The sequence below is a fragment of the Streptomyces sp. NPDC079020 genome, from assembly GCF_044542225.1.
In the GTDB taxonomy this organism is placed as follows: domain Bacteria; phylum Actinomycetota; class Actinomycetes; order Streptomycetales; family Streptomycetaceae; genus Streptomyces.
This window is the reverse complement of record NZ_JBITUB010000005.1, coordinates 111,337-124,952: the sequence shown is the minus strand read 5'-3', so window position 1 is coordinate 124,952 and position 13,616 is coordinate 111,337. Positions and strand designations below refer to the sequence as shown.

General features: G+C 70.3%; 15 protein-coding genes and 2 pseudogenes. 10 read left to right on the top strand and 7 right to left on the bottom strand.

The genetic code is table 11. The features are described 5' to 3' along the window. Window positions 1-363: 363 nt before the first annotated feature. The 4 genes from ACIGJO_RS12360 to ACIGJO_RS12345 form a co-directional block, all read right to left on the bottom strand. A complete protein-coding gene (locus ACIGJO_RS12360) occupies window positions 364-1,206 on the bottom strand; it encodes a DUF4097 family beta strand repeat-containing protein (RefSeq protein ID WP_399956059.1) in 843 nt (280 codons plus the stop codon). Between the two features lie 82 nt (window positions 1,207-1,288). Further along, complete coding sequence (locus tag ACIGJO_RS12355; RefSeq protein WP_399956055.1) at window positions 1,289-1,813, bottom strand: toxin-antitoxin system HicB family antitoxin; 525 nt, start codon at window positions 1,811-1,813, stop codon at window positions 1,289-1,291. Window positions 1,814-2,077: 264 nt separating this feature from the next. After that, window positions 2,078-2,746, bottom strand: coding sequence for a class I SAM-dependent methyltransferase (locus ACIGJO_RS12350; protein ID WP_399956052.1), 669 nt, complete (start codon window positions 2,744-2,746; stop codon window positions 2,078-2,080). Window positions 2,747-2,755: 9 nt separating this feature from the next. Next, on the bottom strand, window positions 2,756-3,313 hold the full coding sequence (locus tag ACIGJO_RS12345) for a GNAT family N-acetyltransferase (protein WP_399956049.1): 558 nt from the start codon (window positions 3,311-3,313) through the stop codon (window positions 2,756-2,758). A 234-nt stretch (window positions 3,314-3,547) separates the two neighbouring features. Between ACIGJO_RS12345 and ACIGJO_RS12340 the strand changes: the two genes are divergently transcribed. Together ACIGJO_RS12340 and ACIGJO_RS12335 are read left to right on the top strand one after the other, a co-directional pair. Then, window positions 3,548-5,023: an amidohydrolase family protein gene (locus ACIGJO_RS12340; RefSeq protein ID WP_399956046.1), complete on the top strand. Its 1,476-nt coding sequence runs from the start codon at window positions 3,548-3,550 to the stop codon at window positions 5,021-5,023. Between the two features lie 189 nt (window positions 5,024-5,212). Beyond that, on the top strand, window positions 5,213-5,728 hold the full coding sequence (locus tag ACIGJO_RS12335; RefSeq protein ID WP_399956043.1) for an FAD-dependent oxidoreductase: 516 nt from the start codon (window positions 5,213-5,215) through the stop codon (window positions 5,726-5,728). Window positions 5,729-5,792: 64 nt separating this feature from the next. Here ACIGJO_RS12335 and ACIGJO_RS12330 read toward each other — a convergent pair. Next, window positions 5,793-5,991, bottom strand: a pseudogene (locus ACIGJO_RS12330) (ketosteroid isomerase); the annotation flags it as partial. Window positions 5,992-6,084: 93 nt separating this feature from the next. On the opposite strand from ACIGJO_RS12330, the gene ACIGJO_RS12325 reads away from it, so the two are divergent. The 5 genes and pseudogenes from ACIGJO_RS12325 to ACIGJO_RS12305 all read left to right on the top strand — a co-directional run bounded on the left by ACIGJO_RS12325 (window position 6,085) and on the right by ACIGJO_RS12305 (window position 10,244). Then, complete coding sequence (locus ACIGJO_RS12325) at window positions 6,085-7,395, top strand: hypothetical protein (protein ID WP_399956040.1); 1,311 nt, start codon at window positions 6,085-6,087, stop codon at window positions 7,393-7,395. Between the two features lie 148 nt (window positions 7,396-7,543). Then, window positions 7,544-8,470 (top strand): aminoglycoside phosphotransferase family protein, encoded by a 927-nt coding sequence (locus ACIGJO_RS12320; RefSeq protein ID WP_399956038.1) that lies wholly within the window; start codon window positions 7,544-7,546, stop codon window positions 8,468-8,470. A gap of 279 nt (window positions 8,471-8,749) precedes the next feature. Further along, complete coding sequence (locus ACIGJO_RS12315; RefSeq protein WP_399956035.1) at window positions 8,750-9,193, top strand: hypothetical protein; 444 nt, start codon at window positions 8,750-8,752, stop codon at window positions 9,191-9,193. 107 nt (window positions 9,194-9,300) lie between these two features. Then, window positions 9,301-9,954: pseudogene (locus tag ACIGJO_RS12310) on the top strand (alpha/beta fold hydrolase); the annotation flags it as partial. A gap of 17 nt (window positions 9,955-9,971) precedes the next feature. Beyond that, window positions 9,972-10,244: an alpha/beta fold hydrolase gene (locus ACIGJO_RS12305; protein ID WP_399956031.1), complete on the top strand. Its 273-nt coding sequence runs from the start codon at window positions 9,972-9,974 to the stop codon at window positions 10,242-10,244. A gap of 98 nt (window positions 10,245-10,342) precedes the next feature. On the opposite strand, the gene ACIGJO_RS12300 is transcribed toward ACIGJO_RS12305, so the two are convergent. Then, window positions 10,343-10,585 carry a hypothetical protein gene (locus tag ACIGJO_RS12300; RefSeq protein WP_399956029.1) on the bottom strand — a complete coding sequence of 81 codons (243 nt, stop codon included), beginning with the start codon at window positions 10,583-10,585 and terminating at the stop codon, window positions 10,343-10,345. A 229-nt stretch (window positions 10,586-10,814) separates the two neighbouring features. Between ACIGJO_RS12300 and ACIGJO_RS12295 the strand changes: the two genes are divergently transcribed. Both ACIGJO_RS12295 and ACIGJO_RS12290 read left to right on the top strand, forming a co-directional pair. Then, a complete protein-coding gene (locus ACIGJO_RS12295) occupies window positions 10,815-11,387 on the top strand; it encodes a dihydrofolate reductase family protein (RefSeq protein ID WP_399956026.1) in 573 nt (190 codons plus the stop codon). An 81-nt stretch (window positions 11,388-11,468) separates the two neighbouring features. After that, a complete protein-coding gene (locus tag ACIGJO_RS12290) occupies window positions 11,469-11,924 on the top strand; it encodes a TIGR03618 family F420-dependent PPOX class oxidoreductase (RefSeq protein ID WP_399956022.1) in 456 nt (151 codons plus the stop codon). Between the two features lie 173 nt (window positions 11,925-12,097). Here the strand turns inward: ACIGJO_RS12290 and ACIGJO_RS12285 are convergent, their stop codons facing one another. Further along, complete coding sequence (locus tag ACIGJO_RS12285) at window positions 12,098-12,634, bottom strand: hypothetical protein (RefSeq protein ID WP_399956019.1); 537 nt, start codon at window positions 12,632-12,634, stop codon at window positions 12,098-12,100. Between the two features lie 114 nt (window positions 12,635-12,748). On the opposite strand from ACIGJO_RS12285, the gene ACIGJO_RS12280 reads away from it, so the two are divergent. Continuing rightward, window positions 12,749-13,348, top strand: a complete 600-nt coding sequence (locus ACIGJO_RS12280) for a DinB family protein (RefSeq protein ID WP_399956016.1) — start codon at window positions 12,749-12,751, stop codon at window positions 13,346-13,348. The last annotated feature ends 268 nt before the right edge of the window (window positions 13,349-13,616 follow it).

Below are 13,616 nucleotides of genomic sequence, written 5' to 3'. Positions count from 1 at the left end.
GCCGAGTGGCGACTGCCGACGCCGGGGCGGCCTCGGATCCTTCTGTTCACCGGGCTCGTCCCGCTCGCCCGGTCGACCGGGTTGACCAGGGAGTCGCCGGCCGGTGCTGAACGGCGGCCGGCGGGGTGTGCGGGATGCCTTCGACCCGGACGGGTGACTCGGGGCCGAGAGGCGAACCTCTTGCGAGTCCTCATCGCGACCGGGCCGGTGACGCGCCGGCCGGCGGCGGAACCGCCGCCGCGCTGTGAGGGCGTGTGGCACACGAGGGTGCGGCGCGGCACAAGCGGGCAGGGCGCGCCCTCATTTCCTTCCTGGGCCGAAGTGCGCGGAGATGTACGTGACTTGGGGCTGCTCCTTCCGGGCTCAGGCGCGGGCGCGGCGGATGTCGATGTTGCCGTACCGGGTCCTGGCGTGGACCTCGACGGTGTTCTCGGTCTTGGCGGGGGTCTCGGACGTGGTGAGGGTGTTGCGTACCTGTCCGGAGCTTGAGCTGACGTCGAGCCAGGCCGCGGTGCCCTCGCGGACGCCGATGTCGATGGCGCCGTAGCTGGTTTCCAGCTGGACGGTGCCTCGGGCGACTTCGGCGACGCGCAGGGCGCCGTGGGCGGTGGTGGCGGTGACGGAGTTCTCGGCGCGCTCGATCTGGATGTCGCCGTTGGCGCCGCTGACGCGCAGTTCGCCGGTCGCGGCGCCGACGGTGGTGGTGCCGTGCGAGTTCTTGAGGACGGCGGTGCCGTCGACGAGGCCGACGCGCAGGCTGCCGGAGCTGGTGGTGATCTCGGCGGGGCCCTCGACGCGGTCGACGGTGATCGATCCGTGGGAGGCGGTCAGTTTCAGCGGGCCGGTCGTGTCGAGGCGGACGTCGCCGGACGAGGTCTTCACCCGGACCTCGCCGAGCCGGCCCTCGCCGAGTACCTGGGTCCAGGCGCCGGTCAGGTCGATGCGCGAGTTTGTGGGCAGGTCGACCGTCACATCGACGGTGCCGGTGCGGCCGAGCAGGCTGGACTTGGGTGTTCTGACGGTCAGTACGCCGCTCGCGTACGTGGCCTCGGTCTGCTCGGCGGCCTTTACGTCCTTGTCCTTCTTCGGGTCGCGGGGCCGTACCTCGACGACCGTGTCGGGGCGGTCGGCGGCGGTGAACTGGATGGATCCCGCGTCCACCCGGGCGGTGACCGAGATCGGCTGGGGAGTGTCGAAAGAAGGCATGGCTGTCCCGTCCTCTTGGCTCTCTGGCACGTCCTCGCTGGTGGGACGTGGTGTGGGTGAAGCAGTGCGGGGCGGGGTGCGGCTAGTGCACCCAGCCCGTGAAGCTCTGACCGACGGCCCGGGCCTTCTCCGTCGTGCGCGTCCGGGTACCGCCGTCGACCGCGGCCGACACGGCGCGCACCAGCCACGCGTTGAGCGACAGGCCCTCGTGGGCCGCGGCCTCCTCGGCGCGGGCCTTGAGGTGGGCCGGCAGGCGCAGGTTGACGCGGGCCGTGCCGCCCTCGTCGCCGTCGGCCTGGGCGGGGGACGGTGCGGTGAGCGGTTCGGCGGGCAGGGCCGGCTCGGCGGGGGCGTCACCATCGGTGGGCGGCCGTGTCACCACGAAGTCGGGGTCGAGCCCGCGCAGCCGTACGTCGACCGAACCCGGGGCGAGTTCGCGGGTGATCTCGTCCGTCGCGGCGGAGAGCACATTGAGCATGGCCAGCCGGGTGGCCGACTCCAGCGGGGCGGTGAGCCGCTCCGCCAGCTCGCGGGCTTCGTCGCCACCGGCTTCGGCGGCCACCGAGAGTTCGCGGCGGAGGTTGTCGATATACGGCGTGAGGTCCATGATGCCATGATGGCATCACTGTGGCCCTATGTGCAAGTTGCGGAGGGTTCCCTCCCTGGCGGGAGAGGGAGGGAACCCTCTGACCTGCGAGAATGTATCGATTGCTCGTTGCGTGGGCGTGGCGTCGCCCATGTCCACGTGCCCTTGAGAGCGAGAAATGGTGCCGCGTGGCGTCAGATGGCGCCACGCGGCGCCATGTGGCGTCATGTGTATCGGGCGGCGCCATATGGTGCCGGGCGGGGTGGAGCCGCATCATCCGACGTGTCAGAGTCCGGAACGGGTTTCCGGTTTCCGTGCCATGAACGTGGCGATCGTCCTCGTCGCCCCGTCGCAGGGCGCCTCCACCAGGTGCGCGCCGACGGCCAGCCCGGCCCGGCTCAGCAGTTCGGCGATCCGGCCCGGCGGCAGCAGGTGGGACTCGTACGTGACGGCGTGTCCGCCATAGGCATGCGCGGGGCGCCGAATCTCGTCGTCGCCCACATGGCCGACCAGCATCAGATGACCGCCGGGCGCCAGGGTGCGATGGAACTCGGCGAACACCACCGGCAGCAGTTCAGCCGGCGTGTGGTGCGTGGAGTAGTAGGCGAGGATGCCGCCGAGAGCGTCCTCGCCGAGTTCCAGCGAGGTCATCGAGCCCACGGCGAACCGCAGGTGAGGAAAGGCCTCCCGGGCCAGCTCGATCATCCTCGGCGACACGTCGATCCCGAAAGCCGGCACTCCCTGCTCGGCCAGGTGGGCCGTCACCTTTCCGGGCCCGCACCCCAGGTCCGCGACCGGTCCGAGGTCGGCGGCCCGAACGAGTTCGGCGAACGCGGAAAGCATCGCGCGTGACAAGGGATCAAGCTCGGAAGGGGACTTGACGCGGTCGGCATAGTCGGCGGCAACGGTGTCGTACGACTCCCGGACCGCGGTGAGGTAGGCAGGTTCGGTCACGCCGAGAATCTAGTGCCCCGCCCCGCCGGCTCTCGCCCGAGGGGCGGCGGAAGTCCCCTTCGTCGCGGTGAGGGAGCGCGTCAGCAGACGTGTGGTGCTGCCGTCGTCCTCGGTGATGTCCCGTACGTGCGTGAAGCCGATTCTGCTCAGCAGAGCCAGGGAGCCGCTGTTCTGCGCGGCCACGGTGGCATGGACGTCGGACAGCCCGAGGGCGACGAAGCCGTGGGCGACGATGGCCTCGGCCAGCTCCGTACCCAGGCCCGATCCCCAGGTATCCGGGGCCAGGGCGTAGATGACCTCATGACCCCCGGTCGCCTCGGTGGGCTTGATCTCGGCGTGCCCGATCAGCACACCGTCCCGGCGGACCGCCCAGACATCGAACAGTTCCTGTGCGTAGACCTTCGTGAAGATCCGTCCGAACAGGGCACGGGTCTCCGCCTCCGGCGTCGGCCCGTCACCCATCCACCGTGACACCCGAGCGTCCTGGAACAGCGCGACGAAGGCCTCCTCGTCGTCGGGGACGTACGGCGACAGGCGCAGGCGTTCGGTGAGCAGAACCGGGGTCATGGAAACCGACGCTACCCAGCGGACATCGTGCACGGCAAAGCACTTTCACCCCGGGCGAGCGGCCGGGATCCGGACGCTCCTGGAGGCCGACACGACTTCTGCCTACCCGGAATCGTCGGGGCACACGAACCGGCCGCCAGGGTTTCGTCCGCCCGGATGAACAGCGGTTCCGGGTTCTCTCCTAGGGTCGCCCGGAAGACCAACAGGTGCTCCGCGATCTTGAGGAGACGAAGCGTGCAGACACTTTTGCGCGGTGGCCGTGTCATCGACCCGGGAACCGGGCTCGACACCATCGCCGATGTGCTCGTATCCGATGGCGTCGTCGGCGCCGTCGCCCCGGGGCTCGACGCGCCGCCGGGCTGCGCGATCGTCGACGTCACCGGTCTCATCGTCGGTCCGGGCTTCGTCGACCTGCACAGTCATGTGCACTCGGTCGCAGGGCAGCGGCTGCAGGCCATGGACGGCGTGACGACAGCGCTCGACCTCGAAGCCGGCCTCATGCCCATCGAGCGGGCGTACGCCGAGGCAGCGGCGGAGGGACGGCCGCTGCACTACGGGTTCTCCGCCTCGTGGAGCAGTGCCAGGGCACAGGTGCTCTCGGGCATCCAACCCGACGCGGGGGCGGTGAGCAGCCTCGCGGTGCTGGGAAATCTCACGTGGCAACGCTCTTCCTCGGACCGTGAACTCGCGCAGTGGCTGGCACTGATCGAGGGCGAGCTCGCCGCCGGAGCGCTCGGCATCGGAGTGCTCCTCGGGTACGCGCCCCACAGCGAGCCCGCCGAGTTCCTCGCGGTCGCCCGGCTCGCGGCGAGGGCCGGCGTGCCGACGTACACACACGTCCGCGAGCTCGTCGAGATGGACCCCGCCACGCCTGCGGACGGCTCGCAGGAGATCGTCATCGCCGCGGCCGAGACCGGCGCCGCGATGCATCACTGCCACGTCAACAGCACGTCGGGCCACCACATCGATCGCGTGTTGAGCACGTTGGACAGCTCACGGCGGTCGGGATCACGCGTGACCGTCGAGGCCTACCCGTACGGCGCGGGCAGCACGGCGATCGGGGCCGCCTTCCTCGATGCCGAACGGCTGCGGATGAAGGGCTTGTCCCCGTCGAGCGTCGTGATGCTCGAATCCGGGGAGCGCATCGCCGATGAGGGCCGCCTGCGGCAGTTGCGGAGCAGCGACCCCGGGGCCCCGTGCATTCTGGAGTTCCTCGACGAGGGGAACCCGCGCGATCTGGGGATGCTGCGCAGCGCTCTTGCCTTCCCGGACGCGATCATCGCCAGTGACGCGATGCCGGTCTTCTGGAAGGACGGCAGCACCGACAGCACCGTTTGGCCGCTTCCGCCGGGTGGGAGGACGCACCCGCGAACGGCGGGCACGTTCGCCAGGTCGCTGCGGGTGATGGTGCGGGAGAGTGGTGCCTGGGACTGGCCGGAGGCCTTCCGGCGGTGTGCCCATCTGCCTGCGCGCGTCCTCGACGAGGTGGCGCCCGGCGCGCGGGCCAAGGGACACCTGGGGATCGGCGCGGACGCCGACATCGTCGTCATCGACCCCGCGACGATCACCGATTCCGCCACGTACTTCGACTCCACACGGCCTTCCGTGGGCGTGCGGCATCTGTTCGTCGGCGGTGTGCCGGTGGTCAGCGCGGGGGAGTTGCAGGTCGAAGCGTTGCCGGGGAAGCCGTTGAGGGGCGAGTCGCGTTGACGTACCCGACGTGCGCTGGCGCGGCGGTGTGACGGGAGGTCCGGGAGCGCTGCCGCGCCGGGGGCGGCCCCGGGCGGCGACGATACGAAGGGTCCGGCCGCCCGGGATGACATGGGGGCTCCGCGGAAGGAGCCCCCTGTCGGCGTCGTCGGCTCATGAACCAGCGGGCGGTGGAGCCGGGTACGGCGCATGCGCCGGTTCTCCGGGCTGTGGCTGATGGCCCAGCGCAACGCGAGCGGCGGCATCCGCGTCTACGTCGCCTTCCGCGGCCCGCTCGACTGGCACGAGGGCATCGGCCCGGCCGACACCGAAGCCGTACGCGCCCGCCTGCTGGGCATGTACGAGGGCTTCGACGACAGCTTGCTCGACCTGATGCGGCACAACGACGGCGCGTTCACCAATCAGCCCGTGTTCGTCCTCCCGGTCCCGCACACCTGGAACCGTGTCCCCGGCATCACCCTGCTCGGCGACGCCGCCCATCTGATGCCCCCTGCCGGTGACGGCGCCAACCTCGCCATGCTCGACGGCGCCGAACCCGCCCGGAATATCGTCGGCCAGCCCACCATCGACGATGCGGTCGCCGCGTACGAGAACGTCATGATGCCCCGCTCCATCGACCAGGCCGCCGCCACCGCGGAAATTCTGGCGACTCTGATCCCTGACAGCGACTCCACCGAACCGGACTTCCCCGGCGCCCCCGGCTGACTGCCGTACGTCTCCTTCCGGCCGCCGAACCGCCGCTGTGCGGCGACCGACAGGCCGTCCTCGCAGTGAGGCGCGGAGCGAACGGACCCTCGAAGCGCTGACCCGTCGCTCGTACGGTCCCGCACAGGTGCCCCATGAGGACGGCATCGGCGCCGTCGACGAGGCAGACATCGGCGGAGGCCCGCGCATCCGCGGATACGGGTGTGCTCCGTCAACTCCCCTTCCTGGGCCGCACATGAGGCGGCGGCGGAGCGCGGCCGGGCAGGTCGAATGCCTGGCCGTCCCGTCGGCGCCCATGACATGATCGGCCGCATGACTGAATCAGCAGCACGGAAGGGCGGCCACCGCCCCGTACGGTGAAGTGGCTGGACGAGGCCGTTGCCTGCGCCTCGGCCACCACACCCGCCCACCCTTCCCGCGTCGCGGTCCTGGACGCCGTACGCGCCGACCGCTCCGGACCCGTCGCCGCTTGGTTGCTCCAACTCGCCGACTCGGACGACCCCTTCGTACGTCGAGAAACCCTGCTGCTCCTCCAGAGCCTCGTCCACGACGGACCCTGGCCCCGGGCGGCCGAGGCGGCGACGGTCCGTCTCACCGACCCCGACGAGGCCGTCCGGCGCGAAGCGGCTCGGCTCCTCGTGCGTGCGGGACGTGACGATCTCGCCGCCCTCGCTGAGCTCACCGATCCCGTTGCGCGCACCGCCCTCGCGGAAGCGCTCGGCGGTGCGGTCGGCCACCTGCGGGGCGATGCGTCGGCATCGGTCCGTTTCCTTGCCCACCTGGAGACACTGAGAACGGCCCCTCCCGCACACCGGCCCGCCGTGGACGCCGCGTTGTTCGCCGACGCGCGGGAGGCCGGACAGCATGTGGAGGGCATGGGCGAGCGCTGGGGACGGGTGCTGTACGGGTTGCGGCGTGAGCGGCACACGTATGACGTCGTGGCCCGCCTCCTCGATGATCCGGCGACCCGGGACACCGGTGCCGGGCTCGCCCGCTCGGCCTGTCATGCCTGGCGGGCTGCCCCGGTGGAGTTGGTGCCCCTGCTCGTCCGTCACTGCGGAAAGGGGACAGGCCCGGCCGTGGCCGAGGCACTCGCGACAGCGCTGATCTCGGAGGAGGCGAAGCGCGTGCACGATGCCGCGACGGCACGGGTGACCTTCACCCCGTACCCGAAGGCCTGCGGCCCCCGGGGCGGCGCCGGGCCTTCGTACGACAGCGCGTCCGCCGCCGGACTCCTGGCGGGCAGACCCATGGGCATCGGCCGCCTCACGCACGCCTCCGAAGTCTTCCGCGCCCTGCTGGACGAGGGCCCGCTGACGTTCCGGCAGGCGGCCCAGCTGTACAACCTCACCTTTCGGCGGCCGGGCCGGACGCAGGCCGTGTGCGCACCGTTGTGGCTGCGGCATGCAGGCCCGCGCTCCCTGCCGGGGCTGCTCGCGCTCATGGTGCCGCACATCGCCGACTACGCGGTGGGTGAGTACTACCTCGACGCCCTCGCCCGCATGGGCCACCGGGCCCTGCCCGTGTTGCCGGCCGTGACGGCGATGATCGACCGGCGTACCCGGATTCCCGTCAACGACTCCACGCGGGACGGTGAGATGGAACTGGACGAACGCCTGCTGAGGGCCGCTCTCGGTGCCCGCCGTGCGATTCTCACGGGTGGCTGAGGTGGCTGAGGTGGCTGAGGCGGCCGAGGTGGGAGCAGCGGGAACGGCGGGAACGGCTTGACGGGAGCGGATCGCCGTGGCCCCGCGTACCGCGACGGGACGGCGGACGGCCGCCCGCGGTGGCCCGCGCCGGGCGTATCGTGCCGGGATGATCACGATTCCAGAAGCGTTCGCGCGAGGCACCGTCGAACGCGAGGGAGAAGCCGGGGCGGAGTGGCTGGCGGAACTGCCGCGGACCGTGGAGGAGTTGCTGGGGCGCTGGGCATGCGTCCCGGACGGCGGGGTCGTGCACGGGGGTGTCGGTGTGATCGTCCCGGTGCGCCGGCGGGACGGGGCAGCCGCCGTGCTGAAGGTGTCGTTTCCGCACCCCGGCAATGTCCATGAGCCCGATGCCTTCACGGCGTGGGGCGGACGCGGTGCCGTTCTGCTCCACGAGCGCGCGGACGACCGGTTCGCGATGCTGCTGGAGCGGGGCCGGATGTCGACCCTGGCGGAGATCGAGGACGGTGACCTGGTGGTGACGGTCGCCGGAGGGCTCAGCCGCCGCTTGGCCATCCCCGCCCCGTCCGGCCTGCCACGGCTGCGGGAGCAGGCCGCCGCCTGGGAGGAGCAGCTGCGTGTCGATGCCTCGGAGCCGGCCCACACGCTCCCGCGCCATGTGCTCGACGCCGCCGTGGCGACCGTCCGGGAATTGGGCCGGGACCAGCCCGACATCCTCATCCACGGCGACCTGCACGCCGGCAACATCCTGCGCGCCGACCGCGAGCCATGGCTGGCCGTCGATCCCAAGGGGTATGTGGGGGATCCCGCGTACGACGGCGGTACGTTGCTCAGGTCCCGAACGCTCGCGCTCCTGGCGGCGGAGCACCTGCACAGGGCCGTCGACCGTGTCCTGGACGTGTTCGCCGAGGCTGCGGAACTCGACCGCGAGCGCGTCCGGCGGTGGGCCCAGTTCCATGCCGTCCAGGGTTCCTTCTGGGGCCGCCGCCACGACGTCCGTGTCACCCGCGGCGGACCACGACTGAGCCTGCTCACCGAATTCACCGACGAGCTGGCGGAGTTGCTCACGGAATAACGGTCGACCGGGGTGGTTCCGGTCGATAAGGGCCGTCGGGGCAGCCCCAGGACAGGAGCGATGAAGTCGTGGGCTTCTTTCTCCCGCGTCGTGGCCCGGACCAGGCCGAAGGGGAGCGCGGCCGGAGCCCGGCCATGATGCGGACCGAGCCACACCCGCAGCGGTTTCGGCGGCCCGCACGGCAGCCCCCGCTCGGTCGGCCGACGCCGTTCGGCGGCCCGCGGCCCGTCGGCACGTTCCTGAGAACGCACCCCACACCCCCGGACGTAGCCTGCGTGCATGAGTGATCTCTTTGAGCTTCAGCTCGCCCTCGATCTGCCCGACTCACTGTCTTCTGCCGAACTGGCAATTCTGCGCTGGCACTTGGGCGGAGAGAGCGACAGTGACAGCGAGACGGACGGGTCGGGGGAAGCGGGGGAGCACCCGTTGTTGTCGTCGACCGGTCCGGCACGGCACATCGGCGGGGCCCTGACCGGTGTCCTGTGCCGCGGACCAGGCGGATGGGCCCTGCTCGCCCGTCAGGAGGTGCACCCCGATGAGTTCGAGGACCTTCGCCTCCTCCTCATATGGCTTGCGGCGCGAACGGCATCGACAGGTGCCATCGGTCACCTTCGCTTCTACGAGACCGAGATTCCGGATGTCCTGATCGCGGAATCGGGCAGCGTCCGCCGAATGGTTCTCGCGCCCACGGGCACGGCCGGAAACCCACTGCTACCGGACTGAGCAGATGGCCATCGCCCGCAGGCGGTCTGCGGTGCGGTGGGAGGCGGGAGGCGGGAGGCGGGTGGGCGGCGCGGCTCGTGTTGCCGGTGGCGCGGTCCGCCCTCAGCATGGCTTGTGGGGCCCGGAGCGCGTACCACCCGGAGGCTCCCCCGACCGATCCCGCCCCGCCCCGGTGCGAAGGCCCTCGGTGCCGGTCCGCCCCGAACCTTCGAAAGGACGGACGCATGCCTACGGTGACCACACGCGACGGTGTCGGGATCTTCTACAAGGACTGGGGCAAGGGACGCCCCGTGGTCTTCATCCACGGCTGGCCGCTCAATGGCGACGCCTGGCAGGACCAGCTCAAGCACGTTGCCGACAACGGCTTCCGGGGCATCGCGCACGACCGGCGCGGTCACGGCCGCTCCACCCCCGTGTACGAAGGCTACGACTTCGACACCTTCGCCGATGACCTCAACGACCTCATCAACACCCTCGATCTGCGCGACGTGACACTCGTGGCCCATTCGATGGGCGGCGGCGAACTGGCCCGCTACATCGGACGGCACGGCACCGGGCGGATCAGGTCCGCGGTCCTGCTGTCCGCGATCACCCCGCTGATGCTCAAGGGGCCCGACAACCCCGAGGGCGTGCCGCAGGACGTTTTCGACGGGATAAAGGAAGGCATCCTCAAGGAACGCTCACAGTTCTGGAAGGACGCCTCGGAAGGGTTCTTCTCCCCGGCCGTCCGGGCAACAGGGTCACAGAGGGGAACAGGGACGCCTTCTGGTACATGGCCATGGCCGAGACCATCGAGGGCGGCGTGGCCTGTGTCGATGCCTTCGCGCACACGGACTTCCACGAGGACCTCAAGAAGTTCGACATTCCCACCCTCGTGGTGCACGGCGATGACGATCAGGTCGTACCGATCGACGCCACCGGCCGCAAGACCGCGAAGCTCATCCCGAGCGCGACCCTCAAGGTCTACGAAGGCGGCTCCCACGGCATCGCACTCGTCCCGGGTGACAAGGAGCAGTTCAACCAGGACCTCCTGGACTTCCTCAAGGGCTGAGAGCGGGCCGGCCGCGGTGAGGGAGGCGACGCGGCCGCCCGAGTGCTGTTCCGCCCCGTCCGTGACGGGCGCGCGGAGGCGTCGGCGGCCGCCGGTGGCTACTCCCCGGCGGCGCGGTTCCGCTGCCGTTCCCGCTCTCGTGCCCTGACGTCCTCCAGGCGCGCGAAAAGCGCCTTCCACTGGCGCTTCGCCGCCGCCTGCTTCTGCTGCTGGGGCGGATCGATGTAGCCTGTCTTGCCCTTCCCCTTGCGCTTGTCCTTCGGCCCGCTGTGGCTGCCGCTGGTCAGATGGGCGCGTTTGGGAGCACCATCGCGGCTGCGCTGTCGATTTCCGCTGGTCATGGCGTCACGCTACGCGTCTGCCGCGGAGCGGGGAACAGCAGGGCAGTGGGTACGGGAACGGCCGGGGCGGTGCGTACGGGACATCATGGAGGCGGGCGGCGGCCGATGAGTTTCTCCAGGGCCGACGGTCTTTCAGTCAGCAATACTCAGTACGCCGCGCTTGCCGGTCCGGCCGAGGAGCACACCGACCGAACCGGCCGAGAACAAGACAGAACACCGGGAGACATTGATGCGCACCCTGATCAGCACCGCTTTCATCTCGCTCGACGGCGTCGTGGAGGCCCCGGGCGGCGAGCCCGGCTACCGGAACGCGGGCTGGACCTTCAAGGACGTGGAGTTTCTCCCCGAGGCATTCGCCATCAAGGGCCAGGAGCAGGAGGACGCCACCGCGATGTTGATGGGCCGGGTCAGCTACGAGGCGTTCAGCCCGGTCTGGCCGGGCATGGAGGACTTCGCCGGATACAAGGCGATGCCGAAGTACGTGGTCTCCACCACGCTCACCGAGGACGACCTGGTCGCGGACTGGGGCGAGACCACCATCCTGCGCTCGCTCGACGAGGTCGCCGCGTTGAAGGAGACCGAGGGCGGCCCGATCATCGTCCACGGCAGCGCCACCCTGAACCGGAACCTGTCGGACGCCGGGCTGATCGACCGATACCACCTGCTCGTGTTCCCGCTGCTCCTCGGCGCGGGCAAGCGCCTGTTCAGCGACACGGACAAGGACACCCAGAAGCTGAAGCTCGTCGAGCACGAGGCGTACGCCAACGGCCTGCAGAAGAACGTCTTCGACGTCGTCCGCTGACAGCGCTCCCGCGCGGGCGGCTGTCGTGACGGAGATGACCGGGGAGTGTCCGTCGGCTCGTTCCGGGGCAGAAGTCGGTGCATGGTCGCACTGTCGAACGAAATCCGCCTGAGGGTCGAGGCGCCGCACATCTGGTACGTCGGAACGGTCAGCCCGGACGGGGCGCCCCATGTGAGCCCGATGTGGGTGGGCATGGACGGGGACCTGCTCCTGTTCAACACCGCGATCGGCCGGATCAAGGAACGCAACCTGCGCGGTGACCCTCGCGTGTGCCTCTCCCATGCGGATGCCGCCGATCCGTTTGACCGGGTACAGATCCGTGGCCGTGCCGTCCGGTTCGTGAAGGGCCCGGAGGCGGACCGGAACATGGACATGCTGGCGCGCGTCTACCTCGGCACCGAGCGATTCGAGTGGCGCGTGCCCGGCGAGCAGCGGGTCATCGTGCTGATCGAGCCGACGCGCGTACGCCGTGTGGTCGGGGTCGAGCCGTTCCCCGCAGGGGCGCCCGGGGCGCGGGATCCGTCGGACACACGCTGACGCTGTGTTGAGGACCGCGGACGCCAGGAGTCGCAGCACGTCCGCTGCGGCTCCTGGTGTTCATCCACCCGCGCACCCATCCTGTCCGAGGGGCCGACTGACCGACTGACCGGCTGACCGACTGACCGAGGGGCCGACCGGGCCATCTGCGGTGGCACAGGCGGTCCGCTTCCTCAACCGACGAGGGCTTCGGCGATACAGGCCACTGTTCCCACAGCCGCTCCGTATCCCGGTATGGCGATCAGGGGCCATGGCACGGGACGGGGAACGAGCACACGTACATGAAAGGCGAAGTCGCGGTATTCGGGCATGCCTTCGGTGCCGGGAAGCACCATGAAGCGCGGCTGCACGGTGCAGAACAACCACCAGTCAAGGACCACCAGATCGAAGAGCGTGAGGGCGAGGAAACCGACCGCGCCGAGGGTGAACGGAGGCCAGAAGCCGAGTGTGCCCTCCGTCCGGTCGCGCAGATCGAGTACGCCGATCACCGGCACCACGATCAGGGCCAGAAGATTCAGCAGCCCGGCCGCTGCCGCCGTCCGGCGGCCCCGGGCGCTCTGGGGCCCGTATCTCTCGCGGATGGCCCGCGGGTAGTCCGGGAGCAAGGAGTCCCGGGAGACGTGGAGAGCCCCAATGACGACGACCGCGAACAATGCCACCAGCAGGAGCGCGTAGCCCGTGCCCACCCTTGCCACTTCCCAGAAGCCCATGAAGGCAGCATAGAAAGAAGTCAGGCATGCCTTGCCTTATCGGCGAACAGGGGAGGGGAAGGGCGGCATTCCCGTGCCGGCCGACTGTCAGTGCTGGATGCGAGACTGCCCGGCATGATTGAACCGAACCCGAAGGCGGACCTTCTCCGCTATCTGCAGGAAGCCCGTGAAGCCCTGGTGTGGAAGCTCGACGGGCTCTCGGAATACGACGTCCGCCGCCCGCTGACACCTACCGGCACCAACTTGTTGGGAGTGGTCAAGCACTGCGCGGGTGTGGAGTTGGGGTACTTCGGCGATACGTTCGGCCGGCCGTTCTTCAGTGAGGAGCCGCCTCCCTGGTGGTACACGGAAGGCGCCGATGCCAACGCCGACATGTGGGCGACCGCGGACGAGTCCCGCGAAGAGATCGTAGGGCTCTACCGCCGGGCGTGGGAGCACTCGGACCGTACGATCGAGACGCTGGCGCTCGACGCGATCGGACACGTTCCGTGGTGGCCGGAGGAGCGACGCGAGACCACACTGCACCATGTCCTGGTACGAGTGATCGCCGATGCCAGCCGGCACGCCGGACACGCGGACATCGTGCGGGAACTCATCGACGGGGCAGTCGGGTGGGTGAACGGCAACGACAGCATCCCGCCGGGCGACCAGGCGTACTGGGAGACCCACCGGAGCCGGCTGGAACGCGTGGCACGGGAAGCCGGCAACGGCTGAGCCGGCACCGAGCCGTATCGACGCCGGCCGCCGCCGTATCAGCGGCCGGACCGCTCGCGTCCGTGGCGCAGGGGGCCGCCGAACCAGAAGTCTCCGGAGCGCCCTGTCCGAGAAGCTCCGGAGCGCGGTCGCCGGCCGGCGGGAGGACAGCCGCGGACCGGGGAGCGCCGACCGCGTACCGGGGGAGTTCCGGGCGGCCGCGGACCCGCCGCCGCCCGGAACCCACCGGTCCGGTCGGGTGATCTGTGGTGGGACAAGCGGTTCCGAG